Origin of the sequence: Undibacterium sp. Ji49W (assembly GCF_049340205.1) — a bacterium.
Classification (GTDB): Bacteria; Pseudomonadota; Gammaproteobacteria; order Burkholderiales; family Burkholderiaceae_D; genus Undibacterium.
In genome coordinates, this window is the sequence record NZ_JBMPOW010000021.1 from 48,729 (window position 1) to 75,484 (window position 26,756).

At 52.6% G+C, this 26,756-nt stretch carries 22 protein-coding genes; 15 read left to right on the forward strand and 7 right to left on the reverse strand.

Annotation, left to right across the window (positions count from 1 at the left end):
• The first annotated feature begins 201 nt into the window (after positions 1-201).
• From ACO0LK_RS22560 to ACO0LK_RS22580, 5 genes are all read left to right on the forward strand, one after another.
• Positions 202-1,098: a dihydrodipicolinate synthase family protein gene (locus ACO0LK_RS22560; RefSeq protein WP_422979062.1), complete on the forward strand. Its 897-nt coding sequence runs from the start codon at positions 202-204 to the stop codon at positions 1,096-1,098.
• 25 nt (positions 1,099-1,123) lie between these two features.
• Positions 1,124-2,257: an NAD(P)/FAD-dependent oxidoreductase gene (locus ACO0LK_RS22565; protein ID WP_422979064.1), complete on the forward strand. Its 1,134-nt coding sequence runs from the start codon at positions 1,124-1,126 to the stop codon at positions 2,255-2,257.
• Positions 2,250-2,534: a (2Fe-2S)-binding protein gene (locus ACO0LK_RS22570; RefSeq protein ID WP_422979065.1), complete on the forward strand. Its 285-nt coding sequence runs from the start codon at positions 2,250-2,252 to the stop codon at positions 2,532-2,534. Before ACO0LK_RS22565 ends, ACO0LK_RS22570 begins: the two co-directional genes overlap by 8 nt.
• A complete protein-coding gene (locus tag ACO0LK_RS22575; protein ID WP_422979067.1) occupies positions 2,531-3,829 on the forward strand; it encodes an FAD-dependent oxidoreductase in 1,299 nt (432 codons plus the stop codon). Before ACO0LK_RS22570 ends, ACO0LK_RS22575 begins: the two co-directional genes overlap by 4 nt.
• Positions 3,830-4,061: 232 nt before the next feature.
• Complete coding sequence (locus ACO0LK_RS22580; protein ID WP_422979069.1) at positions 4,062-4,415, forward strand: hypothetical protein; 354 nt, start codon at positions 4,062-4,064, stop codon at positions 4,413-4,415.
• Between the two features lie 30 nt (positions 4,416-4,445).
• On the opposite strand, the gene ACO0LK_RS22585 is transcribed toward ACO0LK_RS22580, so the two are convergent.
• Positions 4,446-5,075, reverse strand: coding sequence for a TetR/AcrR family transcriptional regulator (locus tag ACO0LK_RS22585; RefSeq protein ID WP_422979149.1), 630 nt, complete (start codon positions 5,073-5,075; stop codon positions 4,446-4,448).
• Positions 5,076-5,260: 185 nt separating this feature from the next.
• On the opposite strand from ACO0LK_RS22585, the gene ACO0LK_RS22590 reads away from it, so the two are divergent.
• Together ACO0LK_RS22590 and ACO0LK_RS22595 are read left to right on the forward strand one after the other, a co-directional pair.
• Entirely contained in the window at positions 5,261-6,403 is a 1,143-nt protein-coding gene (locus tag ACO0LK_RS22590) for an acyl-CoA dehydrogenase family protein (protein WP_422979071.1), read from the forward strand.
• 39 nt (positions 6,404-6,442) lie between these two features.
• Positions 6,443-7,594 carry a CaiB/BaiF CoA transferase family protein gene (locus tag ACO0LK_RS22595; protein WP_422979073.1) on the forward strand — a complete coding sequence of 384 codons (1,152 nt, stop codon included), beginning with the start codon at positions 6,443-6,445 and terminating at the stop codon, positions 7,592-7,594.
• Between the two features lie 14 nt (positions 7,595-7,608).
• Here the strand turns inward: ACO0LK_RS22595 and ACO0LK_RS22600 are convergent, their stop codons facing one another.
• Positions 7,609-11,544 (reverse strand): ATP-binding protein, encoded by a 3,936-nt coding sequence (locus tag ACO0LK_RS22600; protein WP_422979075.1) that lies wholly within the window; start codon positions 11,542-11,544, stop codon positions 7,609-7,611.
• Between the two features lie 248 nt (positions 11,545-11,792).
• On the opposite strand from ACO0LK_RS22600, the gene ACO0LK_RS22605 reads away from it, so the two are divergent.
• From ACO0LK_RS22605 to ACO0LK_RS22625, 5 genes are all read left to right on the forward strand, one after another.
• A complete protein-coding gene (locus ACO0LK_RS22605; protein ID WP_422979077.1) occupies positions 11,793-15,074 on the forward strand; it encodes an amidohydrolase family protein in 3,282 nt (1,093 codons plus the stop codon).
• 268 nt (positions 15,075-15,342) lie between these two features.
• Complete coding sequence (locus tag ACO0LK_RS22610; RefSeq protein WP_422979079.1) at positions 15,343-16,536, forward strand: aromatic amino acid transaminase; 1,194 nt, start codon at positions 15,343-15,345, stop codon at positions 16,534-16,536.
• A gap of 103 nt (positions 16,537-16,639) precedes the next feature.
• Positions 16,640-17,173: a hypothetical protein gene (locus ACO0LK_RS22615; protein WP_422979081.1), complete on the forward strand. Its 534-nt coding sequence runs from the start codon at positions 16,640-16,642 to the stop codon at positions 17,171-17,173.
• A 92-nt stretch (positions 17,174-17,265) separates the two neighbouring features.
• The gene (locus ACO0LK_RS22620) at positions 17,266-17,781 is read left to right on the forward strand and encodes a hypothetical protein (protein ID WP_422979083.1); all 516 of its coding nucleotides are present in this window, start codon (positions 17,266-17,268) and stop codon (positions 17,779-17,781) included.
• A 56-nt stretch (positions 17,782-17,837) separates the two neighbouring features.
• Positions 17,838-18,185, forward strand: coding sequence for a hypothetical protein (locus ACO0LK_RS22625; RefSeq protein ID WP_186945214.1), 348 nt, complete (start codon positions 17,838-17,840; stop codon positions 18,183-18,185).
• 40 nt (positions 18,186-18,225) lie between these two features.
• Here the strand turns inward: ACO0LK_RS22625 and ACO0LK_RS22630 are convergent, their stop codons facing one another.
• From ACO0LK_RS22630 to ACO0LK_RS22645, 4 genes are all read right to left on the reverse strand, one after another.
• Positions 18,226-18,915, reverse strand: coding sequence for a pentapeptide repeat-containing protein (locus ACO0LK_RS22630; RefSeq protein WP_422979085.1), 690 nt, complete (start codon positions 18,913-18,915; stop codon positions 18,226-18,228).
• Between the two features lie 31 nt (positions 18,916-18,946).
• Positions 18,947-19,780, reverse strand: a complete 834-nt coding sequence (murI, locus tag ACO0LK_RS22635; RefSeq protein WP_422979087.1) for a glutamate racemase — start codon at positions 19,778-19,780, stop codon at positions 18,947-18,949.
• Between the two features lie 31 nt (positions 19,781-19,811).
• The gene (locus ACO0LK_RS22640; RefSeq protein WP_186945212.1) at positions 19,812-21,332 is read right to left on the reverse strand and encodes a fumarate hydratase; all 1,521 of its coding nucleotides are present in this window, start codon (positions 21,330-21,332) and stop codon (positions 19,812-19,814) included.
• Between the two features lie 136 nt (positions 21,333-21,468).
• Complete coding sequence (locus ACO0LK_RS22645) at positions 21,469-22,068, reverse strand: YqhA family protein (RefSeq protein WP_422979089.1); 600 nt, start codon at positions 22,066-22,068, stop codon at positions 21,469-21,471.
• A 368-nt stretch (positions 22,069-22,436) separates the two neighbouring features.
• On the opposite strand from ACO0LK_RS22645, the gene acs reads away from it, so the two are divergent.
• Entirely contained in the window at positions 22,437-24,431 is a 1,995-nt protein-coding gene (gene acs, locus ACO0LK_RS22650) for an acetate--CoA ligase (RefSeq protein ID WP_422979091.1), read from the forward strand.
• Positions 24,432-24,658: 227 nt separating this feature from the next.
• On the opposite strand, the gene ACO0LK_RS22655 is transcribed toward acs, so the two are convergent.
• Positions 24,659-25,522 (reverse strand): AAA family ATPase, encoded by an 864-nt coding sequence (locus ACO0LK_RS22655; RefSeq protein WP_422979093.1) that lies wholly within the window; start codon positions 25,520-25,522, stop codon positions 24,659-24,661.
• Between the two features lie 386 nt (positions 25,523-25,908).
• Between ACO0LK_RS22655 and ACO0LK_RS22660 the strand changes: the two genes are divergently transcribed.
• Together ACO0LK_RS22660 and ACO0LK_RS22665 are read left to right on the forward strand one after the other, a co-directional pair.
• Positions 25,909-26,232 carry a c-type cytochrome gene (locus ACO0LK_RS22660; RefSeq protein WP_422979095.1) on the forward strand — a complete coding sequence of 108 codons (324 nt, stop codon included), beginning with the start codon at positions 25,909-25,911 and terminating at the stop codon, positions 26,230-26,232.
• A gap of 15 nt (positions 26,233-26,247) precedes the next feature.
• Positions 26,248-26,601: a c-type cytochrome gene (locus ACO0LK_RS22665; protein ID WP_422979097.1), complete on the forward strand. Its 354-nt coding sequence runs from the start codon at positions 26,248-26,250 to the stop codon at positions 26,599-26,601.
• Positions 26,602-26,756: the final 155 nt, after the last annotated feature.

Genomic DNA, 26,756 nt, shown 5'->3' on the forward strand with positions numbered 1-26,756 from the left:
CTGCCGCTTTCGGTGGACTTACACTTTCTCATGTTCAAGCCTGACAGCTACGTCATCGATACATGAAACGGTGCGTTTTCGCTGTGATCGATTTCTTCGGTCAGTTTTCCGGTCGGCTTTTCGACCATCTGTCAGCGCAAGGTTTCTTTGACTGAATTTCAAAATTAACCGGTCTTCGCCGGAGAAAGCAAGGCAAATACCATGTGGCAAGGTGTCATTCCCGCAGTAACGACCAAATTCAATTCCGACGACAGCCTCGATTTTAAAGAGATGGAACGTTGTTTCCATTATCTGATGGATGCCGGTTGCGATGGGCTGATCGCCTGTGGCTCTCTGGGTGAAGGCCCATTGCTGTCGCATGCAGAGCGCATTGATGTACTGAAACTGACCAAGCAGGTGACAGGTAACAAGCCAGCGATCATGACCGTGGCCGAAGCCGCAACCCGCGATGCCTGCGCCCTGGCAGAAAAAGCCGCCAAAGCCGGTGCCGATGGCTTGATGGTGGTGCCAAGCACCATCTACCACACCAATCATCGTGAGACCATCGCCACACTGCGCAGCATTGCGGCAGCGGGGGATTTGCCCATCATGATTTATTCAAATCGCCTGGCCTATCGCGTCGATGTGACTACCGACATGCTGGAAGAGCTGGCAGACGATGCCCGCTTTGTGGCAGTCAAGGAATCATCGGACGATATTCGCCGTACGACAGAAATCATCAATCGCCTGGGCAATCGCTATGACCTGTTCACCGGTGTGGACAATCTGGCGTTTGAAGCGTTGACTGCTGGTGCCAAAGGCTGGGTGGCAGGGCTGGTAGTGGCTTTCCCGCATGAAACGGTGGCAATTTATCGCCTGATACAGGCCGGTCGTTATGCTGAAGCGCTCGATATCTACCGCTGGTTCCGCCCCTTGCTGGATCTGGATGTGTCTACCTATCTGGTGCAGAACATCAAACTGGTCGAAGCTCTGGTGATCGATTCCAACGACAGGGTACGTGCACCGCGTTTGCCACTGGACGGCGCCTTGCGCGCACGTGTAGAGCAGATAGTCAACATCGCCCTGGCAAACCGCCCTGTGCTGCCTGTATTTAACTGACAGGCTGGTTCAGGATGGAGCAGTGATGAGCATGAAGCCAAGGGCGCTGGTGGTAGGGGCAGGCATAGTTGGTAGTGCCTGCGCGCTCAAATTGCAGCAGGATGGTTTCCAGGTTGGCCTGATTGATGCTGCCACGCCCGGTTGTGGTGTGACAGCGGCGGGCATGGGACATTTGGTGGCACTGGATGAAAGCAGCCAGGAGCTTGATCTGTGTCTCTTGTCCTTGCGTTTATGGCGCGAGTTTTTTGCCGAGTTTCCGGATGTTGGCGAACCCAGTCCCTGTGGCACCTTGTGGGTGGCCGAGGATGAAGCGCAACTGGTAGAAGCACAGCACAGAGCCGCCACCTTGAATGCACGGGACTGGCAGGCCGATGCCCTGAGCGGTGCGCAGGTACAAAAGCTGGAGCCAGCCTTGCGCCCCGGCTTGGCTGGTGGCGTCCGGGTTGCGGGTGACAGCGTGGTGTATCCGCCGCAAATCGCCTATTTTATGGCGCAGCAATTACGCAGGCAGGGTGGACAATTGTTGCTGGGCCAGCGCGTCAGCAGCGTGCATGCAGCCAGCCTGAAACTGGAAGATGGCAGCAGGCTGGGCGCAGATGTCATCGTCATTGCCGCCGGTCTGGACGTGGCCAGGCTCTTGCCAGAGATTGCCGTATTTGGTCGCAAAGGGCATCTTGCCATTACCGACCGTTACCCAGGACACCTGTCGCACCAGATCGTCAGTATGAATTATGGCCAGGCGGCGATGACTGCCGATGCCCTGGCGGTCGCTGCCAATGTACAACCACGCCCGACCGGGCAATGGTTGCTGGGTTCTTGCCGTCAGGATCATCAGACAGATACCAGCATTGATCCGCGTGCCCTTGGTGCGGTTTTGCAGGCAGCCATGCAATTATTGCCCTGCCTGGCGGATATGCAGATTATCCGCGCCTGGGCGGGCATGCGTCCGGCCTCGCCCGATGGGCAACCCATCATAGGGCCACATCCACTGTTGCCAGGCATCTGGGTGGCAGCAGGGCATGAAGGCCTGGGTGTGACGACAGCACTGGCGACGGCACAGATACTGGCCGACCAGATAGCCGCACGCCCTGGCAAACTTGATGACACTACCTATCTGCCTTCACGTTTTTTCCCTGAACAGGGCGTCAAATATGCCTGAACAAACTGCCATGCAGGCAAAAATGCCGGCAAAAATTTGGATTGATGGCCAGCCTGTTGAATGCCGCAGTGACATGACGGTGGCTGCGGCATTGATGCAATACCAGCATCAGCAAACCCATTTATCGGTCACTGGCCAGCCACGCTTTGCTGTTTGTGGCATGGGCGTCTGCCAGGAATGCCGGGTCAGCATCAATGGCCAGCCACATCGCCTTGCCTGCCAGGAATACTGTCGTTCAGGCATGGTCATCAACACCGGCTTGGGTGGGCAATCATGAGCGGCCCAATAGCGGTATTTTCTACCGATGTGCTGATTATCGGTGCTGGCCCGGCTGGTCTGGCTGCTGCGCTGGCAGCCACGGCACAGGCAGGTGTCATGGTGACCATCATCGATGAAAATCCGGCACCCGGTGGCCAGATCTGGCGCGGTGGTGCTGGCCATTGGCGTGACAGTCGGGCGCAGGCACTGTGGAACACGCTGAGTCAGCGTCCCAATCTGCGCATTGTTTATGGTGCACGTATCGTAGCCAGGGGCAGCGAGCAGGAATTCTTACTGGAAACCGCTGATGGCGCACAAAAAATACGCTGGGCAAAATGCATACTCTGTACCGGTGCGCGTGAATTGTTACTACCTTTCCCAGGCTGGACATTGCCCGGCGTCACTGGTGCTGGTGGCTTGCAGGCACTGATCAAAGGCGGCATGCCGGTAAGGGGCAAGCGGGTGGTAATTGCCGGTAGCGGCCCTTTGTTGCTGGCGGTGGCTGATACGGCAAGGCGGGCAGGGGCCAAGGTAGTTGCCATTGCAGAACACCGCAGCAATGCTGAATTGATACGTTTCTTTCTGGCTTTGCTCCATCAGCATCGCGGCAAGTTTTTGCAGGCTATCAAATTATTTTGGCATTTAAAACAAATCGCTTACCGGCATGATGCCAGAGTCATCAAAGCCACAGGTGAGCAAAAGCTAAATAGCGTCAGCCTGCAACATGGCAGCAAAATACTGGATATACCCTGCGATTTTCTGGCCTGTGGTTTTGGCTTGCTACCCAATCCTGAACTGGGAAGCCTGCTGACTTGTCATATCGTCGAAGGCAGTATCCAGGTAGATGCGCATCAAGCCAGCAGTCAGCCTGCCATCTGGGCTGCCGGTGAAGCCTGCGGCATAGGTGGTGTTGATAAGGCCCTGGCGGAGGGGCACATTGCCGGTCTGGCAGCCACAGGCCAGACCATCAGCGACGATGCGTTGGCCATACGTGAGCGGGCGCGGTCTTTTGCACAATTGCTCAATAGTACATTTGCTGTGGATGAAGAGTGGCGTCACCTGTGTCAGCCAGATACCCTGGTGTGCCGCTGCGAAGATGTCAGTGCCCAGCAACTGGCCCTGCATGGCGACTGGCGCAGCGCCAAGTTGATGACCAGGGCTGGCATGGGTGCCTGCCAGGGCCGTATCTGTGGCGCAGCCTGTCAATTCTTGTTCGGCTGGCAAGCCCCAGACATGCGACAGCCGGTTTTTCCGGTCAAGGTATCTACACTGGCTGCATTGGGAACAATCGGCGCTGGTGAGGAAGCGCACTGACTATTTAATGCCAGGCAACTGTCATTCATTTCAAAGCAGGCTTGCGAGCCTGCTTTTCTATTTTCTTCACCACAGATTTGCCTTCAAATTGACTGCTTGACCCGTGATTTATGCATTCTGTCGCAAGTGCATGGCAGGTGAGGATGGTCGTGCCTAAGATAACTACATCGCGCTACAGAATTAGATTAGAACTGGCCCTGAAAAGCCCAACCACACTCACGAGAGGCACATCATGACTTCGAATAAAAACACCGCACAACGTACTGCACTGATCGTATTTTTTATTATGTTACTGGCCGTCATCAGCTTGGGCGCATTCAGTGATGTGAACATGCACGTCAATGGCCACGAGACAGGCATAATCGGCGGCTTTTTCGGTTTTGTTCTTGCCTGCGGCATAGGTGCACTTGCCTTGTTGTTCGCTTTGGGCCTGACAGGTGTGGTGCTGGCAGGTGTTGGCATTTTATTGTTTTTCATCCTTGTCGTTGTGCTTGGCTCTCTTGCCCTGGCACTGTTGCCACTGTTATTCCCCGTCTTGCTGATTGTTGGACTGGTGGCACTATTTTCAAAACGCAATCCTGCATAAAACGTTTTTTGAGGCATGCTTCTCTGCTTGTCATGCCTTGGTGCGCAGGATGAATTGCATGCACTGTGCAGCCAGTTCTTCTATCCTGATCCCGCTGCCACCGTCACGCCCACGGCGATACCATTGGGCAGTCCAGTTCAGGGTGCCGAACATCAGCAACTTGTCCAGCGGTGTTGGCATGGCCCAGTCGCCCGAAACATGCAGGGCGGCGATGGCTTGTTCCCATACGGCTTCATACCTGTCTTTGAGGGCAATAATCCTTGCGCGGGCAGGTTTATCAAGTGAGCGCCATTCATACAGCAAGACGGCAATAAAATCATGATCCGGTGCCAGCAGGGTATTCAGATGCACTTCTACCAGCCGCTGAAAGGCAAGGCGTGGCGGCAAACCGGCCAGGCTCAGTTGCTCAATTTCCTGCAATGATCGTTGCATACCCTGTTCCATCACCGCAACCAGAATGTCTTGCTTGGTCTTGAAGTGATAAAACCAGCTGCCTGACTGTATGCCCACCGCTGCGGCGATGTCGCGCACGGTGGTGTTGTCATACCCCTTTTTACGAAACAACTGGGCGGACTGTTTGATCAGTTCCTGCCGTATGCTTTCTGACTCATCCAGCACAGGCCGCCCCCTCTTTTTTGCAGGTGGCTGGCTTTGCTGCATTGCGTCACCAGTTGCTGTAGCGGTGTTCATCACTTCTTTTTCAGGCATGGCGAATGGGGATAGTCTTCTAAAAATCAGGGATGATGGTCGTATGGGTGCCAGAGATGGTAACCTTAAAGCAGACTTGCGGCAATTCAAGCCAATTCAAACACAAAAGCAAGCTAACGACCAAGGATGGAGACACTATGCAAATCAAGCCCGGCTGGATGACGCCAGAACTGGACAGTTTTCGTGACGCCGTGCGTCGCTTTGTAGATGCCGAAGTGATTCCGCATCAGGAACGCTGGAAAAAGCAGCAGCATGTAGACCGCGATATATGGAATAAGGCGGGTGCTATGGGTATCCTGCTGGCAGACATACCTGAAGAATATGGTGGTTCCGGCGGCAGCTTTGCCCATCAGGCCATCGTGTTTGAAGAACTAACCTATGCCGGTGACATGGCTCTGGGTATTCATGTACACGCCATCGTCGCACACTACATTTTGAACCAGGGTACAGAAGAACAAAAACACTATTATCTGCCCAAGCTGGCAAGTGGTGAAATGGTGGCTGCCATTGCCATGTCTGAACCAGGTGCCGGTTCTGATCTGAAAGGCATACGCACCAGTGCCTTGCGCCATGACGATGGCTATGTCATCAATGGTTCCAAAACCTTTATTTCCAATGGTTACCTGGCTGACCTGGTGGTGGTCGTCACCAAGACGGACCCGGATGCCGGTGCCAAAGGTATTTCTCTGTTGCTGGTCGAAACCAAAGATTGCCCGGGTTACCGCGTCGGCCGCATATTGGAAAAAATAGGGCAAAAAGGTCAGGATACCTGCGAACTGTTCTTTGATGATGTGCATGTGCCCATCGATCGTGTGCTGGGTGGAGTGGAAGGCAAGGGCTTTAGCCAGTTGATGACAGAGTTGCCGTATGAACGCACGATACTGGGCGTGGCCGGCGTCGCTGCCATAGAGCGGGCACTGCGTCTGACCATAGAACATACACGTGAACGCAAGGCTTTTGGTCAGGCTCTGATCGAGATGCAGAACACCCGTTTTGTCCTGGCAGAAATCAAGACCGAGGCAACCATCGCCCGCATATTCATTGACCGCTGCATCGTCGATATGATGGAAGGGCGCATGGATACCGAACTGGCTTCCATGGCCAAATACTGGATATCCGACCTGCAATGCAAGGTCATCGACCAGTGTCTGCAATTGTTTGGTGGCTATGGTTACATGATGGAATATCCTATAGCGCAAATGTATGTGGATGCCAGGGTGCAGCGTATCTATGGCGGTGCCAATGAAATCATGAAAGAAATTATTGCGCGCAATCTGTGAGCAGGCAGACAAACCAGAACGATGGATGAAGGATGAAACATGGCTGGACCTTTAACAGGAATACGTGTCATTGAAATGGTGGGCCTGGGGCCTTGTCCGTTTGCCGCCATGATGCTGGCTGACATGGGTGCGGAAGTCATACGCATAGACCGCAAAATGGCGGCTGGCGGCAAAAATCCTTTCCCTATGCTGGGAAGCAAGTACGATGTCATGGCGCGTGGCCGGCGCTCACTGGCACTGGATTTGAAGCAGGATGAAGCAAAAAGTCTGGTGCTGGAACTGGCAGGGAAAGCAGATATCTTGCTGGAAGGTTTTCGGCCTGGGGTCATGGAAAGACTGGGGCTGGGCCCGGAACCCTGCATGCAAGCCAATCCACGGCTGGTATATGGACGCATTACCGGCTGGGGGCAGGATGGGCCATTGGCCCAGGCAGCGGGACATGACCTGAACTACATCGCACTCAGCGGCATGTTGCACGCCATGGGCAGGGCGGATACACCGCCCGTGCCACCGCTGAACCTGGTGGGGGATTTTGGTGGTGGTGCCATGATGCTGGCATTCGGGGTCGTCTGCGCGGCGCTCGAAGCACGTAATTCAGGCAAGGGGCAGGTTGTAGATGCTGCTATGGTTGATGGTTCGGCCTTGCTGGGTGCCATGATTTATGGTTTCCGTGCCTTCGGTGCCTGGAGTGACCAGCGTGGTGCGAATATGCTGGATGGCGGTGCTCATTTTTATGACACCTATGCCTGTCTCGATGGCAAATACATTTCCATCGCTTCGATAGAACCACAGTTTTATGCCCTGTTGTTACAGCTCGCCGGCATCACGGATCCTGCATTTGAAGCGCAGATGGATAGCAGCAAGTGGCCAGAATTAAAAGTGAAATGTGCCGCCCTGTTCAAAACCAGGACCAGGCAGCAATGGTGTGAATTGATGGAAGGAACGGATATTTGCTTTGCGCCGGTTCTGGACATGGCAGAAGCGCCCGCACATCCGCACAATCAGGCCAGGGGTAATTTTGTCGATGTGGATGGAGTCACCCAACCAGCGCCCGCACCCAGATTCAGCCGCACCAGCCCGGAACTGGGCTTGCCACCGGCAACAGCAGGGCAGCACAGCGTAGCTATTTTGCGTGACTGGGGTATTGCTGAAGACAGAATCAGCAGTTTGTCAGAGCGTAAGCTGATTTAGAATGCCGCCAGCAATCACTGCTGGGCGATAAGCCCGGCTGCTGCCTCAAATTCAAACTGATGCATGAAATGCCTGAGCTGTGTCATACGGTCTGGGCTCAGTTGACTGGCAATGGCATTCTGGTGTTCATCAAACAGGGTTTGTGCATCACCGTCAGATGCCAGCAACAAGTGATATAAGTCAGCGAGCAATTGTTTCGCCTCTGCTTCGTTGAATGCGGCTTCCACGGGGCCGGGTAATCTGTCTGGCAGTAGTGCAGTCAATTCATCGAGGACTGCATTCAAAGATTGTTGCAGTCGTTCTTGCAATGCAGAAATCGTTTCCCGGTCTTTTTGATTGGACAGGGCCAGTTCCATCTCTGCTGCGATTTTTTGTAATTCTACAGCGCCTATGCTGCCTGCGAGACCTTTCAGGGTATGGCTTAATCTTTCGGCATTTTTATGGTCGTTGTCGTTCAGCAGGCGCTTTATTTCTTGCAGGGTATCTGCCTGGCTTTGTTGAAAACGGTGCAGCATGTTCAGGTAAAAATCCTGGCGTCCGCCCATGTAATGCAAACCCTGCCGGGTGTCGAGTTGGGTGAAATGCGGCAGGATGATGTCGGTTTCTTCCTGACAGGCAACCAGTGATGCAGCCAAAGAGACAGCCGAGGCGATGCTGGTCTGTTCTTCGCTGCCACTGATCCAGCGCGATACAATTCTGAACAGCGCTTCCGGCTGAACCGGTTTGGTCAGGTAATCCTGCATGCCTTCGCGCATGCAACGTTCACGAATATCGCCAACAGCGTGCGCTGTCAGTGCAATGATGGGGGTGTCGTCGAATTGGGCTTCTTTGCGTATCAGGGCCGCAGCTTCATGCCCATCCATGACTGGCATCTGTAAATCCATGAAAATCATGGCGTAATAGCCGGGCGGCGAGACCATCGCCAGGTGCACGGTTTCTCTGCCATTTTCGGCGACATCGGCAGTGATGCCGACCATGCTCAAGAGTTCCAGCGCGATTTGCTGGTTGACAGGATTGTCTTCCGCCAGCAAGACGCGACGACCGGCATGGTTTTGCGATGGCTGTACCTGCCTGTGTTGTTCGCGCTGGGCAGGCGCGTTACCCGGCAGGTGCTGTCTGCTGACTGGATGGGCAGCGGCGTTGAAAGCCAGGTCAAAGCTAAAGCTTGATCCCTGGTTTTCAATACTGTGAACGCTAATGTCGCCACCCATCAATTCCACCAGGCGACGTGATATCGACAGGCCCAGCCCGGTGCCGCCATATTTGCGGGTGGTTGATCCATCTGCCTGGGTAAACGGCTGGAACAGGTTTTGCTGCTGTTCTGCCGACATGCCGATGCCGGTATCGCTAACAGAAAATCGTAGTAGCGTCGTGTCGGACGTATGTGCAGGTTTTGGTAGACTGTGCACATGCATGGTGATATCGCCACCTGCCGGGGTAAACTTGACTGCATTATTGATCAGGTTGATCAATACCTGGCCCAGGCGCAAAGGGTCACCGCGCAGACTTGCTGGCACATCTGCGTCGACCAGAACCACGTAGTTAACCTGTTTTTCCGCAGCCTTCTGGCTGATCACCGTGGATATGCCGGTCAGTACTTCTTCTAAGGAAAACGGTATGCACTCAACATCCAGCATACCTGCTTCTATCTTTGAAAAATCCAGAATGTCATTGATGATGCCCAGCAGCGATTCACCGGCATGATGTATCTTGCTGACGTAATCATATTGCTTGGGTGTCAGCCGGGTTTGCAAGGCCAGGTGGGCCAGGCCGATGACGGCATTCATGGGCGTGCGGATTTCATGGCTCATGTTGGCCAGAAATTCACTCTTCAGCCGCGTCGCATCTTCTGCCTTTTTGCGGGCCTGCCTTTCGGTGATACTTGCTGCTTCCAGTTGCTGTTGGGTCAGCCGCAGTTCGCGATATGCATTCGCATTATCAAGTGCAATTGCACCGTAGGCACACAGAGTGCGAAAAATCAGACATTCCCTTTCCCCATAGGCATGCTCGCGCGGGGTCTGTATGGTCATCACACCCAGAATGCGTTCATTGATACTCAGTGGGGCAAACAGCAGGCTGAGTGTCTGCAAGGTATCCTGTACAACGGTGAAGTCATTGTCGGCCAGCAGCTCCAGCCTGATTTCGCGCTTCTCACGCACACAGCGGGCGCTGAAGGCACGCTCATCGTTGACGGCAACTTCGTGACGCGGGTGTGGCAGGTTTTCTTCTATGCCAAAGGCCTGGGTCAGGGTCTGACCATCGTCGGACAACAGATAAATGATGAAGGTGGTGGCGTCCAGCAAATCTTTCAGGTGATGATGTATGGCTTCAAAGACGGCTTCCGGTTCCAGGTTGGAGGTGATTTTTTGCCCTATCTTGCCCAACCGTTCTAGGGTCACACCGGCCTCTTGCAAGGTGGCTGCACGGCGTGCTTCTGATGCGGCTATCAGCCGGTGTTGTTCGGCTTCTGCACGTATCAGTTCGGTTTCATGCCTGACCTGTGCCATGGCGGTACGGTTGTTGGCCTGCTTTTTACTTTCGCGCTGCTCTGCCGCGACGGCCAGTTTTGCATACGCCAGCGCCTTGCCGGTATCGCCGATATCTGACCAGGCATTGCTGAGGGCCATCAGCAATTCTGTGCTTGCCTGCCAGCCCTCGGTCAGTTTGCCGGTCTGTAGTGACTCTTCCAGATAATAGATGGTGGCATTCGGTGCATCCATGTTGGACGGTTGGCTGACTACATGGCGCGCATGGATTTCTGCCAGTGTCTGGTTCAGCGTGACGCCCAGCGCGGTGAACTGGTGCAGGTGAATCAGGGTTCGTGCTTCTTCTATGGCATCCAGGGCGGCGGTAGCCTGGCCAGAGGCAGACAGGGCGCGTGCATAGCGTATCAGGGCTTGTGGCAAGTCATCCATCGAATGCGCAGCGCGAAACAGGGCGATGGCTTCGCTGAACGCCAGTATGGCTTTGTCGGTTTCACCCTGCAATAACAGGCATTCTGCCAATTCTGCATGGACGATGGCTTTATTGATGCCACCCGGCGCATGCGAAAAACCGTTCAGTGCTTCTTCCAGCGTTTTTTTACTGCGTTCCAGTTGCCCCAGTTGCCGTAGCAGGCTACCCAGATGCGACATGGCATAGCCTATCAGTGCCGGCCATTCGGTTTCGTGCGCACGTTCTGCCGCCCAGTCAAACACCCCGGCAGCACCTTCCAGATCACCGACGGCCTGCATGGATTCACCAGAATTGCCGGCTGAAATAATGGCCAGCCTGATCATGCCAGCCTGGCGTGCCAGTTCACTGGCTTGCAGATAATAGACTGATGAGCGTGCAGGTTCGCGCCGCCCCTGTATCACCCCCTGGGCTGCCGCCATATGGGCAGCGACTGCCGGATGAGACTGGTGCTGGTGTTGTCTGTCAAACGCGGCATGTCTGACCGATGCTGCCATAGGATCATAAAATGCCAGTTCATAGATGGCCCATGATTCTGCAATCGATAGCCTGAGCTGGTCATTGGCGCGGGTGTACCAGGTGATAGCATTGTTGCAGGCGCGGGCTTCGCGTACGGCGTCACCCTGTTCCAGCGCCAGTGCCGCATCGGTCAGGCTGGCATCACCCAGGCCGGTTGCGTCGTTAAGGTCGGTAAAAACAGTCAGGCTGTCGGCCAGCAGGTGTTCGGCGTCATTCAGCCTGCCATGCAGGGCGGCAACTTCTGCCCTGATCAGGCAAAGGCGGGCATAAAATTGCCTGCGCATGGTTTCGGGCGCATCCAGCTCAGCCAACTCTGTCAATACCTGAGCGGCAAGTTCGGCGGCGCGCCGGCTATTTCTTTGTCGCAAATGCCAGGCCAGACTTAGCTGCATCATGAATTTTTCCAGTCCATGTGCAGAAGTCAGCCTGGCAGCAAGCTGTGTTACTTCGTCCTCTAGCGCAAATAGATTCATGGTCATGAACAGAATGCAATTGCTCAAATAATACCTGATGCAAGTCGATTTGATGATGTATGGTCTACTGCTTTGTTGTAATTCAATATATGTCCGGTGCAATACAGATGATGACAGCTTGCCATAGGGAACTTTTTGCCTGAGGATGCATCTGAAAGCATCTGGCTGATATGCTTTGGATATATTATTGGGTGGCGTATTGGCTAGCAAAAAACCACATAAAAACGACATAAAAACCAACGAGGGAGAAGTGTATGCGTGTTTCACGACTGTTGCCTGGGGCCTTGGCTGTCATGCTGTGTTTGCCGGCATTGGCGGCATTAGCAGCGGAACCAGCCGCCAAGCCGGATGCAGATAAAAAGAAATGGGATGTCAATCATCCCCCAGGCGAAAGCAGGACAGTCAATATTGACACACGCAGCGGCACCTGGATGAGTGTGGATGTCAGCCCAGACGGCAAGCAACTGGTCTTTGATCTGCTGGGTGATTTGTACACGCTGCCGATTGCAGGCGGTGAAGCCAAGGCTTTGACGCATTCCATGGCGTGGGAAATGCAGGCGCGATTTTCACCTGACGGCAAACAGATTGCCTATATGTCTGACGCCGGTGGCGGTGACAACGTATGGGTCATGAATGTCGATGGCAGCAATGCGCATGCCGTCAGCAAGGAAGATTTCCGCCTTTTGAATAACCCGGTGTGGCACCCGAACGGACAATATATTGCAGCCCGCAAACACTATACCGGCACACGTTCACTGGGATCTGGTGAAATCTGGCTTTATCATCAAAGCGGCGGTACGGGCGTACAGTTGAATGAAAAGCCAAACTGGCAAAAAGACCTGGGTGAGCCAGCTTTTTCACCAGATGGCCGCTATGTCTATTATTCGCAAGATACGACGGCTGGCACATCCTTTGAATACAATAAAAATTCCAACGCGCAGATTTACCAGATTTTCCGTCGCGACATGCAGGATGGCAAAGTCAAGGCTGTGGTCAGCGGCCCCGGTGGCGCAGTAAGGCCTGTTCCGTCACCAGACGGCAAATACCTGGCGTTTGTACGTCGCGTGCGGAATCAGTCCACCTTATTCCTGAAGAACTTGCAGACTGGCGAAGAAGCTGCCGCCTGGCCGGAACTGGAGCGCGACATGCAGGAATCCTGGGCCATACAGGGTGTTTATCCAGCTTTCGCCTGGATGCCTGGCAGCAAGGAAATCGTGGTCTGGGCCAAAGGCAAGATATGGCGTCTTGACCCGTTTTCGCACAAGGCCGCAGAAATTCCCTTCCATGTGAAAGACACACGCGAAGTCCGTGATGCCTTGCGTTTTCCGCATGAGGTGGCCCCCGATCAGTTTGATGTGCATCAGTTACGTTGGGTGAATGTGGCGCCACAGGGTGACAAGGTCGTATATTCGGCGTTGGGGCATATCTATATCAAAGACTTGCCAAATGGTGCACCACGCCGCCTGACCGCGCAAAACACTCATTTTGAATTCTTCCCCAGTTTTTCACGCGATGGCAAAGCTGTGGTTTTCAGTAGCTGGAATGATGAGAAACTGGGCTCGGTCAGGGTGGTGGATCTTGCAAGTGGCAGGGAATCGGTGCTTACCAAGGCCCCAGGCAAATACATGCAAGCGCGTTTTTCACCGGATGGCAGGCAAGTCACTTACGTCAAGGCCAAGGGCGGCTTTCTGACCACGCCCTGGTATGGAATGGACACCGGGGTCTATGTGACCAGTGTTGACGGCAAATCCGAACCACGTTTCTTGTCGGAAGATGGTAGTGCACCGCAGTTTGGCAAGGATGCTGATGCCGTGTACGTAACACGCACGCAATTTTCAGGTGAGGTTGACTGGACTACGTCGTTGGTACGCCTGCCACTGGATGGCAAGCCTGAGCAACCGGTCGCAAAAAGTGAATTTGCCGGTGAATTTGCGATTTCTCCGGATGGTGAATGGCTGGCATTTGGTGAGCGCTATCATGCTTATGTCACGCCATTGCCGCTGGCTGGCAAGGCTGTCACCATAGGTCAGAAAATGGATGCCCTGCCAGTAAAGCAGCTGGATGTGAATGCCGGACAATATCTGCACTGGTCGGGTGACAGCAAGCGCATTCATTTTTCTTTGGGGGATGAATTATTCAGCCGTGATTTGAAAGACGCCTTTGCATTTGTACCAGGTGCACCGGCCGAATTGCCCAAACCAGTGGAGCAGGGCGTCAAGATAGGCTTCCGTCAACAGGCCGACAAGCCTGCTGGCCTGACTGTGATTTCCGGCGCCCGGATAGTCACCATGAAAGGCGATGAAGTCATTGAAGATGGCCGCATCGTCGTCAGGGACAACCGCATAATCAGCATAGGCAAGGCCAGCGACATCGCCATACCGGATGGTGCCAAGCAGATAGATGCAAAAGGCAAGACCATATTGCCGGGCCTGGTTGATGTGCACTGGCATGGTGGCATGGGGGAAGGTGGCATTATCCCGCAGCAAAGCTGGGTCAATTATGCGTCGCTGGCGTTTGGGGTAACGACCATTCATGATCCTTCCAACGATACCGGCGAAATCTTTACCCAGAGTGAGTTGCAAAAGGCCGGGCAGGTACTGGGACCACGCATTTACTCAACTGGCACCATACTGTACGGTGCCAAGGGCAACTTCGCTGCCATCGTAAATAACCTGGACGATGCCCTGACACACCTGAAACGCCTTAAGGCAGCCGGGGCAATTTCTGTGAAAAGTTACAACCAGCCACGACGTGAGCAGCGTCAGCAAATTCTGGAAGCTGCACGGCAGACGCAAATGATGGTGGTGCCTGAAGGCGGTTCATTATTCCAGACCAATATGACCATGGTAGTCGATGGCCATACCGGCGTTGAACATGCTTTGCCCGTCGAAAAAGTGTATGAAGATGTGCGGCAATTGTGGTCGCAAACCCAGGTCGGTTATACACCTACGCTGGGGGTTGCCTATGGTGGTCTGGATGGCGAACATTACTGGTATGCACGTACGGATGTATGGAAACATCCCTTGCTGACCAGATATGTTCCCAAATCGGTACTGGAGCCGCGCAGTGTCAGGCGTGAAACTGCACCGGAAGAAGATTTCAATGTATTCAAGGTCGCAGAAACGGCCACGTCATTGCAGCGTGCCGGTGTGCCAGTCAATCTGGGGGCGCATGGTCAGCGTGAAGGTTTGGCTGCCCATTGGGAACTATGGACTTTGGTACGGGGTGGCATGACGCCTATGGAAGCCATACGCAGCGGCACCATCAACGGTGCGCGCTATCTGGGGCTGGACAAAGACGTGGGTTCGCTGGAAGCCGGCAAACTGGCGGATCTGATGATCGTTGATGGAGATGTACTGAAAGACATACGTGTGTCAGACCGGGTTAGCCATGTGATGCTGAATGGTCGTCTGTATGAATCAGCAACCATGAATGAAGTCGGTAAGACACCTAAAACCCGCAAGCCTTTCTTCTTTGAAGGCAGCAATGGCAGCAATATGCCGGTAGAAGCCGAGGAACATTCGCACGGGCATTGATTTAATCACTCTGTAATTTTTCCGTGCCATTTTCTGTGCGGCAATATGTGCCGTTCTCCTGACAAGGGGAGCGGCATTTTTTATACTGCTTATGTTTGATTTGGTCAGATCAATACAGTTTTCATGCATGTGCTAGAGCAGCTGTATCCTAAGTTGGGGGTGGCTTGTGTCACAATAGAGGCATGACGCACATTGTCAGTGCATTTTGTTTAATAAAAATGCAAACAATGGCGCTTTGATTTTATGTCCAACCATCTGGAGTTTTATCATGTTTCAGCACGTCGAAGCCTACCCTGGCGATCCTATCCTGTCACTGAACGAGGCGTTTGGCAAGGACCCTCGTCCGAACAAGATCAATTTGTCCATCGGTATTTATTTTGATGATGCTGGCAAGATCCCCATGCTGCCTTCCGTTCGCGCAGCCGAACACAAGGTGGTGGCCGATGCAGGTGCCCGTCCTTATTTGCCTATGGAGGGTGCAGCCAATTTCCGTACTGCGGTCCAGCATTTGCTGTTTGGTGCTGACAATGCGGTAGTCAAAGCTGGCCGTGTGGTGACCATACAGTCTGTCGGTTCCAGTGGTGGTTTGAAGGTTGGCGGTGATTTCATCAAGCGCTATTTTCCTGAAAGCACCATGCTGGTCAGTGACCCTACCTGGGATAATCACCGTGCCGTATTTGAAGGTTGTGGCCTGACGGTCAAAACCTATCCTTACTACGACGCAGCGACCGGTGGTCTGCGTTTTGATGCCATGCTGGAAGCGCTGAAGGGCGCAGAGAAAAAAAGTATAGTTTTGCTGCATGCCTGCTGCCATAACCCGACCGGCGTCGATTTGACGAAGGCGCAATGGCAACAACTGGTGCCTGTGCTGAAAGAGCGTGAACTGATTGCCTTCATGGATCTGGCCTATCAGGGCTATGGCGATGGTATCGAAGAAGATGCGTATGCCGTGCGCCTGCTGGCAGATGAAGGTTTGAGCTTCTTCGTCGCCAACTCTTTCTCCAAGAGCATGAGCCTGTATGGCGAGCGTTGTGGCGCCCTGAGTGTGGTGTGCCCGGATGCTGCGCAAGCCGTGAATGTATTGGGCCAGATGAAGGCAACGATACGCCGCAATTATTCCAACCCGCCTTTGCATGGCGGTCAACTGGTGGCGCGTGTTTTGAGTGATCCAGAACTGCGCCCCATGTGGGAAGCTGAAGTGGTTGCCATGCGTGATCGCATCCAGCTCATGCGTCGCAAATTACATGATGTACTGAGCGCCAAACTGCCAGGTCGTGATTTCAGCTACTTCCTGACCCAGCACGGCATGTTCAGCTACACCGGTCTGACGGCAGAGCAGTGTGATCGCCTGAAAGAAGAATTTGGCGTCTATCTGGTGCGTTCTGGCCGTATGTGTGTCGCCGGCCTGAACACTGGTAATGTCGAAGCAACGGCAAGTGCTATTGCTGCGGTGCTGGGTTAAACACTGCTTAGCACTGCCAAGCACTGCTAATCGTTATTAAGTATTGATAAGTATTTACTGGCCCTCATTCTCTTTGTGTGAGTGGGGGCCATGTCTGAATAATATGCGACTGTATTTCATCGTCCCTCTGCTTGTCTGCCTGAGCTTTTCTGCCCGTGCAGACACTGTCTACAAAACCTATGTCAATCAGCGCTATGGGTTTGCGATTGATTATCCTGATTATTTACAGCCACAGGGTGAAGCTGCCAATGGTGATGGGCAGGTGTTTTTATCGCCCAAACAGGATGCCGAACTGAGAGTGTATGCGCGCGCCTGCATAGAAGAGTGGGACACCACGCCCGCAGAATTTCTTGCGAAAGCAGAGAAAAATAAAGCCAAAGATGGCAGGCAGATTACTTATCATGCCAAAGGCAAACATTTTGCAGTGGTATCTGGCATTAAGGGTGGCAAAAACGATGACAACAATGGTGGCAATAAAGTTGGCAGTAAAGTTGGCAACAACGGTCAGCAGATTTTTTACGAGAAATTAATCACTGATGGAAAATGGTGCAGCCTGTTTCAGTGGACCTATGCCAGCAGCAATCGTGAAAAATATGATGAAGCCACTAAACGTATTGCGGCTTCTTTCACGCCCTGACATAAAACCACCTGGCAGTATAAGTATATTGGTTGAAATTGCATTTCATGATGTTAAGATGAAGTTTTTGACACCATGAAATGTGGAGAGCCATGAAGCGGACTGCAAGTATCCTGTTATTGACGCGATTATGGCTGCTGGGCATGTGCATGATGCTGGCCGCCTGCGCTACGCAACTGGCACCAGCCTATGACAAGGCCGTAGTGGATGGATTGGCGGCAGTCAATACCGATGCCATGATCCTGTTTGCCAGTGTATCAAATGGTACAGACAAAAGCAGTTTTGCCAGTCGTGCCGATAAATACAATTCCCTCATAGGACGGCTGGATGCACTGAGTCTGCAAGCCGGTGCCCGCCCCATGCCAAAAAACAAGGTCACCGATGCCATCAATCGCGCACTCGACAAGCGCGGCAGTACGGGCATAGTGGATGACGACAGTACCCCGCCCAGTGCCTATGCGATCAGGAAAGTGTCGGACACCCTGGCAAAAATGCGCGACACCGATCGCCAACAAGGTGTGACTGCCTATGAGGCACTGGCATTCAAGGGCCAGGCTGCGATCTATCTGGATCAGGCCATCACCTACGAAAATTTCTTGCAGCGCTAATTTGCGGCAATAACTTGTAGCGATTATTTCTAGCGATAAGCAGAAGGAAAAGCACCATGTCACTTGATCTTGATCAACTCGTCGCCGATATGCAGGCTGCGGCCACAGGCGTTTTGCAAACCGACGTTACTACCTTGCGTGGTTTCACCCAGCAGCAATTACAGGCCATCGCGCAACAGGCGGGGCTGGTCAGCACCGGCATATTAACCAAGCAGATTACTCCGGAAACTCAGCAGTTCTTTCTTGATGGACTGGAAGACATGGCCCTGAGCTTTGCAAAAACCTTGCGTGGTTTGCTCATGGTGACCGTCGAAAAGGTGTGGAATGCCGTTGTTGGTGTGCTGTGGGGAGCCATTTCCAAGGCGACAAATCTGGTGTTGCCAGCGCCTGTGATGAGACAATAGGTCTGCGGAAACAAGTTGTTAAGTGCTGAGCCCGCCAGGTTCAGCCTACATTAATCCCCAGTTCCATGATCAACTCGGCGGCCTGCCGGTGGGAAATGGTCGCGCCCTTGAAGAGCTTGGCATTCACCAGTTTGAGTCCGCTGATATCTGCCTCGCGCAAGTCAGCACCTTCAAAGCGTGCAGCCACCAGAACGGCGTCACGCAAGCTTCCACCTTCGAAAATGGCGTCACGAAAGTCGCTGCCTGACAGGTCGGCGTCTGAGAAATCCAGTCCTGCCAGTTTCGCTTTTCGAAAAGACATTTTCTGTAAATCGGCACCTATCAGCAAGCAGTCTTCAAACGATAGACCAAGGTGACTGACTTCTTCAAAGATGGCCCCGGTCAGCTTGCAACTCTGATAGCTCACTGAGCCTAGTTTGGCGCGTCGCCACTTGCTATTGTTTAGATCGCAGCTTGTAAATCTGGCATCGACAAGATTGCCCGATTCAAAGTCAGCATGTCCCGCACGGCAGCGCTGCCATACCGTGTTGGCCAGATTGGCGGCGTACAGCGAAGCATCTGTCAGCCTGCAATTGTAGAAATACGCAGCTTCCAGATTTAATCTGGACAGATCAAGACCTTCGAAATCACAGTCATCAAACCGCAGCAAATCGCCAGCCACCGACGTCAATTGCTCCATGCGTGTACGGTTCAGGGTTTCGCCAGAAATGGCAATGGTTTGTTGAGTCATGGGATGATTACATTAACAAATTGATAGACGATTAGGCGACGAGTGCTGCGCTGATATTACTGGGCCCAATGTTCAGCCACTGTGCACAGGCCTGCCGCAAACGTTCAACACTGCCACTCGCGCAGGCGGTAAAAGCAGTTGGTATCGCAGCCTTCCTATCCAGCCCGCGCTGTATCAACAGGCGTTGCAATTGTAGGGCGACTGCCTGGCCAGTATCCACCAGTTGCACCGGCCTGCTGCCAGCAAGGTGTTGTGCGACAAACTCACGTATGAGGTGAGTGACAAGGGGATAGTGGGTGCAGCCCAGCACCAGGGTGTCGGCATTGGCATCCAGTAAAGGGGGCAGGTATTGTTGCAGCAGGTTGCGTATCTGTTCCGAATCGACGTTTGCTTTTTCGATCTGGTCAACCAGGCCAACGCATGCTTGCGGCATGAAATTCACCCCGGTTTCTGTACTCAGCTGTGCGCTCAGGCGCTGGTATTTATCGCTGTGCAGGGTGGAGCGTGTCGCCAGCACGCCGACGGTTTTGGTCTGACTCAGCAGGGCCGCAGGTTTCAGGCCCGGTTCCATACCGATGATGATCAGTTCAGGATAGCGTAGACGTAAATTGGCGATGGCCGCAGCGGTTGCCGTATTGCAGGCGACGACCAGCGCCTTGATCTGCTGGCTGAGCAAGAATTCTGTCACTGCGATACTGCGTTCGAGTATCAGGGCTGCCGGTTTGTCGCCGTAAGGCGCAAAACCGGAATCGGCCACATACAACAGGGATTCATTGGGCAATGTCTGTTGTATGTGCCGTAAAACCGACAGACCACCAATTCCGGAATCAAACACACCAACAGGTGCAGATGTATCGTGTGTCATGCAGGAGTGGTCATGTCAGTTATGTACTTGCTCAGGCGCTGACCGGAATAATACCGATTTTAGCCTGCCATTCTTTCGGGCCGGTATTGTGGACGGATGTACCTGTGGAATCGACCGCAACCGTGACTGGCATATCAACGACATCGAATTCATAAATGGCTTCCATGCCCAGATCGGCAAAGCCAACGACAGATGCTGATTTGATCGCCTTTGATACCAGGTAGGCTGCGCCACCGACTGCCATCAGGTAGGCAGACTGGTGTTTGCGTATGGATTCGATGGCGACCGGGCCGCGTTCTGCCTTGCCTATCATGGAAATCAGGCCGGTTTTTTCCAGCATCATGTCGGTGAATTTATCCATGCGGGTAGCCGTCGTCGGACCAGCCGGGCCAACAGCTTCATCACGCACAGGATCAACCGGGCCGACATAGTAAATTACACGGTTGGTGAAATCGACAGGCAATTGCTCGCCTTTTGCCAGCATGTCCTGGATACGTTTGTGCGCGGCATCGCGGCCAGTCAGCATTTTGCCGTTCAGGAGCAAAGTCTGGCCTGGTTTCCAGGAAGCGACTTCTTCCTTGGTTAATGTGTTCAGATCCACGCGTTTGGATTTTTCTGTATCAGGTGCCCAGCTTACATCTGGCCAGTCAGACAGTTTTGGCGGCTCTATGTAGCTCGGGCCAGAACCGTCGAGTACGAAGTGCGCATGGCGCGTCGCGGCGCAGTTAGGAATCATGGCAACAGGTTTGGATGCCGCATGGGTAGGGTACATATTGATCTTGACGTCCAGTACCGTCGTCAAACCACCCAGGCCTTGCGCGCCTATGCCCAGTGCATTGATCTTGTCGCACAGTTCTATACGCAATTCTTCAGTCTTGTTTTGTGGGCCGCGTTGCTTGAGCTCATACATGTCGATGTCATCCATCAGGGATTCTTTCGCCATCAGCATGGCTTTCTCGGCGGTGCCGCCTATGCCTATGCCCAGCATGCCAGGAGGGCACCAGCCTGCGCCCATGGTCGGTACGGTTTTCATGACCCAGTCAATCAGCGAATCAGAAGGATTCAACATGACAAACTTGGTTTTGTTCTCGGAGCCACCACCTTTGGCCGCGACTTTGACATCAACCGTATCGCCAGGTACCAGTTCCATGTGGACGACCGCTGGTGTGTTGTCCTTGGTGTTTTTGCGTTCGAAGTGCGGGTCAGCGACGATGGAGGCGCGCAGTTTATTGTCGGGGTCGTTATAGCCGCGACGCACGCCTTCATTCACGGCGTCAATGATGGAGCCACTGAAACCTTCGAAACGTACGCTCATGCCGATTTTCAGGAACACGTTGACGATGCCGGTGTCCTGGCAGATAGGGCGACGGCCTTCGGCGCACATGCGCGAGTTGGTCAGGATTTGTGCAATCGCATCTTTGGCGGCGGGGCTTTGTTCTGCCTCATAGGCGCGCGCCAGATGGGCGATGTAGTCGGCTGGATGATAATAGCTGATGTACTGTAGCGCAGCGGCTACGGATTCGATCAGATCGTCTTGCTTGATGACTGTCATGATATGGCTCTTGGCTAGGTGAAGAAAAACGGGGTTGTTGCTGATTTATAGCTGCTTGGTTGTTGGTTTCAGTTGCTGGCTTTAATTGCTGGCTTTAATTATTACGTGCGTGCGCAATATTCCAGGTTTCCAGGCATTAATGCTTCTCGCCTGACTGTGCGGTTTTGGTCATGATCTGGTCGCAATGTGCGATTGCCAGGGCTGACAGCAAAAAGACCACATGTATGCCGGTCTGTGCCAGCACGACTTGCGGATCATAATTGCCGGCGTTGATGAAAGTTTTCAGCAAATGGATGGATGAAATGCCGATGATCGCCATCGCCAGTTTGACCTTCAGCACGGATGCGTTCACGTGTGACAGCCATTCTGGCTGGTCAGGATGACCATCCAGACCCAGGCGCGATACAAAGGTTTCGTAGCCACCAATAATGACCATGATCAAAAGATTGGAAATCATGACGACATCGATCAGACCCAGTACCACCAGCATGATCGTGGTTTCTGTCAGCTTGGTCGGTTTGACGTTGCCGCTGGCAACCGCATCGACGATATGTTTCAGGGCAGCTTCATTGCCCATGGCAGCACCGATCAGATCAACCAGTTCAACCCAGAAATGAAATACGTATACGCATTGTGCGAGTATCAGACCCAGATAAAGAGGAACTTGCAACCAGCGGCTAAAAAAAATCAGGCCGGCAAGTGGAGAGAGTTTTACAGTGGATTCTGGTTTTGACATGTTTGCAATCTGCTTGATGGGCGACAGTGGAAGGCGTGATTTACGGCAAAGCGATATTTTACATGGCCCGGCAAGGGTCGTGTGGTACAGCTGAAATGTCGAGGCAAGCAGTGGTGATTGAATGGTATCTTTGTGGTATTATTTTTCCATAAAAGCAACCGTAAGGCTTGAGTAAGTCTCCAAGTTTAAGGTTCACCTGTGTAAAAACTACTTTGTGCATGGCAAGCGTACAGACGCCTATACTGAATGCAGAATGGGCCGTAAAGCGTTGCCGGAGTGCGTGAAATGACTTATCGATCGGTAAGAATTTTGTGCTGGCGCAACAGTAGTGATGATTTCAATCAAACTATAACAAGTTGGAGATACAAATGTCTGACCTCAATGCCGCTCAACACGAAGTCAAAACCGAATCCCGCATTTTCTATCCGCCTGCCGCTTTTGCTGCCAATGCCACCATTTCAGGCATGGATGCTTACAATGCCCTGTGCCAGGAGGCTGAACAGGACTATGAAGGCTTCTGGGCTCGCCTGGCACGTGAAAACCTGCACTGGCACAAGCCTTTCCAAACCACGCTCGACGAATCCAATGCGCCGCTGTACAAATGGTTTGAAGATGGCTTGCTGAATGTTTCCTACAATTGCCTCGATGTGAATCTGCAAAATGGTAACGCTGACAAAGTTGCCTTGATATTTGAGGCCGACGGCGGCGATGTCACCAGAGTCACCTATCAGGAGCTGCATCAAAAAGTCTGCCAGTTTGCCAACGGCCTGAAATCATTGGGCATTGTCAAGGGTGACCGCGTCGTCATCTATATGCCAATGTCGGTAGAAGGCGTCGTTGCCATGCAGGCCTGTGCACGTATAGGTGCGACGCATTCTGTGGTATTTGGTGGTTTTTCTGCCAAATCGCTGCAAGAACGTATTGTCGATGTGGGTGCGGTAGCAGTTATCACTGCCGATGAGCAGGTGCGTGGTGGTAAACACCTGCCGCTCAAAGCGATCGTGGATGAGGCTCTGGCGCTTGGCGATTGCGAAAAAGTAAAGAGTGTCGTTATTTATAAACGTACCGGCGGCAACATCAAGGTCGCTGCCGGGCGTGACTTGTGGATGCATGAACTGGTTGCCACCCAGTCAGCAGTCTGCGAACCTGAATGGGTCAGTGCTGAACATCCCCTGTTCATCCTTTATACGTCTGGTTCCACTGGCAAACCAAAAGGTGTACAGCATTCGTCCGGCGGTTATTTGCTGTGGGCGATTCTGACCATGAAATGGACTTTCGACATCAAGCCGGAAGACGTGTTCTGGTGTACCGCTGATATAGGCTGGGTAACCGGTCATACCTATATCACCTATGGCCCGCTGGCCGCCGGCGCAACTGAAATCGTCTTTGAGGGCGTGCCTACTTTCCCGAATGCCGGACGTTTCTGGAGCATGATAGAAAAACACAAGGCGACTATTTTCTACACTGCGCCAACAGCTATCCGTTCCCTGATAAAAGCCGCAGATGGCGATGCGAATATCCACCCGGACAAATTTGATCTGTCGTCGCTGCGCCTGTTGGGTTCAGTCGGTGAACCCATCAATCCTGAAGCCTGGATGTGGTATTACAACAATATTGGCCGTGGCAATTGCCCCATTGTTGATACCTTCTGGCAGACGGAAACCGGTGGTCACATGATGACACCATTGCCAGGTGCGACGCCGCTGGTGCCTGGTTCATGCACCTTGCCTTTGCCAGGTATTACGGCTGCGATTGTGGACGAAACAGGCAATGATTTGCCAAACGGGCAGGGCGGTATTCTGGTCGTGAAACGTCCATGGCCATCGATGATACGCACCATCTGGGGTGATCCTGAGCGTTTCAAGAAAAGCTATTTCCCCGAAGAATTTGGCGGCAAGGTTTACCTCGCGGGTGATGGTGCGATACGCAACAAGGATACGGGCTACTTCACCATTACCGGTCGTATTGATGATGTGCTCAATGTTTCCGGACACCGCATGGGTACCATGGAAATTGAGTCGGCGCTGGTTGCCAATCCACTGGTTGCTGAAGCCGCAGTCGTCGGCAAGCCCGATGAAACCACGGGCGAAGCTATTTGCGCCTTCGTCGTGCTGAAACGCTCACGTCCTACCGGCGACGAAGCGAAACAGATCGCGACAGAATTGCGCAACTGGGTAGCGAAAGAAATTGGACCAATTGCCAAACCCAAGGAAATCCGTTTTGGTGATAATCTGCCGAAAACGCGTTCAGGCAAAATCATGCGCCGTCTGTTGCGCGTGCTGGCCAAGGGCGAGGAAATCACCCAGGATATCTCGACGCTGGAAAATCCGGCCATCCTGGAGCAACTGAAGCAGGCACAATAATGTTGTGAGAATGCCCCGGGCTAGCCTGGGGCAAGATATAGCATTAAAATATAAGGACAGCGCAAAAGCAGAGAAAAAACAGGGCGCAGACAGAATACTGACAGCAATCGCATAGACGAAGCATTGGTATAAATACCGGTAATTTAAAAAAGCACTGCCTATCCAAAGATAGGGTAGTGCTATTTTTTTAGTGATACTAGATTGCTGAACAAGTGTGCTTTAGGTAGTTAGCGATTGGTGCGTGACATGAATACCAGGCGTTCAAACAGATGCACATCCTGTTCATTCTTCAGCAGGGCGCCGTGCAGGGGCGGGACGATGGCCTTGTTGTCTTTGCTGCGCATGGCTTCCAGTGGAATATCTTCCGCCAGCAAGAGTTTCAGCCAGTCGATGAATTCTGAGGTTGATGGTTTCTTCTTCAGGCCGGCAACATCGCGGATTTCATAAAAGGTCTGTAGGGCTTGCGCCAGCAAATCTGATTTCAGTTTTGGGAAATGCACATCGACGATTTTCTGCATGGTTTCCTTGTCGGGAAACTTGATGTAGTGGAAGAAGCAGCGACGCAGGAAGGCATCCGGCAATTCTTTTTCATTATTCGACGTGATGATGACCAGCGGACGATGTCTTGCCCTGACCATTTCACGCGTTTCATAGACATAAAATTCCATGCGGTCCAGTTCGCGCAACAAGTCATTCGGGAATTCGATATCGGCCTTGTCAATTTCATCAATCAGCAATACCACTGGCTCATCTGCTGTAAATGCCTGCCACAACACGCCCTTGATGATGTAATTGTGGATGTCCTTGACTCTTTCATCTCCAAGCTGTGAATCACGCAGGCGTGACACAGCATCATATTCGTACAGGCCTTGCTGGGCCTTGGTTGTGGATTTGATGTGCCACTGCATAAGCGGCATGTTGAGGGCTGCGGCAACTTCTTCGGCCAGCATGGTTTTGCCGGTGCCAGGTTCGCCCTTGATCAGTAGCGGACGTTGCAGGCTCAGGGCTGCATTCACAGCCAGTTTCAGATCATCGGTGGCGACATAATTATCGGCACCGTCAAAGCGTAAATTGTTAGGGGTTTGCGTCATGGTTTGTACCCGGAATATATAAGTAGGACTGCCAATTAGAGCTGCCAATTAGAGCTGCTAATTAGGACTGCCGCAAAATTACACATGTAGTCAGATATGGACAACATGCATAACATGTATTGCGTCGATGAAACTGTCCAAAGAGTATAAGCCAGAATTTGTGCTCTTGTGAACGGTTGTTCTTTTTTTGCGAAAGCATTCGCGATAAAAATAGTTGATGCGTGTGGAAAATCATCGGCGGAATTGCACAAATGCAGCATTTTGATCTTTCAATAGATGATTGTGGGCAGGTTTATTGCGCAAATCCGGACGTAATCAGCTAAAATGCTGAGTTATATCAAAACACTGTATTTATTGATCTGCCAGCTAAATTAATATTCGCTACTATGAAAAAATTGTTTGCACTCCTCGCCATGGCGAGTCTCGCTCAAGCTGCTGCGGCAGCAGATCCAGTTGGCAATGCTAAAGACGCTGCCGACAAAAAAATCGCGATGTGTATAGGTTGCCACGCCATTTCAGGCTACAAGGCTACCTTCCCGGAAGTGTATCAAGTACCTATGATTGGCGGCCAATCTGCCAAATACATAGAAAATGCGTTGAAGGCTTATCAAAAGGGTGATCGCAAGCATCCGACCATGCGTGGTATCGCTGGTAGCCTGTCCGAACAGGACATCGCTGATCTGGCAGCTTACTATTCCCAACAAAAATAAAAACAGGAGCGAACCATGAAGAAATCTATTGTGTTGGCAACGCTGTTGTCTACGGTGTCTTTCGCTGCTTTGGCCGGCGGTAATATTGAAGCCGGCAAGGCAGCGGTTAAAAAATTCGACTGTGCTTCTTGCCACGGCGATAATTTCAGTAACCCTAAAGACCCATCCTATCCAAAACTGGCTGGCCAGCATGCTGATTACCTGGCGCAAGCCCTGAAATCGTATAAGCGTGGTGGTGATGTGGCGAGTGCAAATGGCCGCAGCAATGCGACCATGGGCCCTAAGGCAAAAGAACTGTCGAATGATGACATTCAAAACATTGCAGCCTATCTGCATAGCCTGCCTGGCGAATTGGTATTAAAGAAATAAACGATTCACATTTCAAAAAAGCCACGACGAGTCGTGGCTTTTTTTATGCCTTCGCGCCTGTTTTCGCGTTTGAGCAATAGCAAATTGTCAGTGGTCCATTGGCTACTGTTGATGGCAGTCTTTGTCCAGATGATAAGTGCAACTGATGCGCTGCA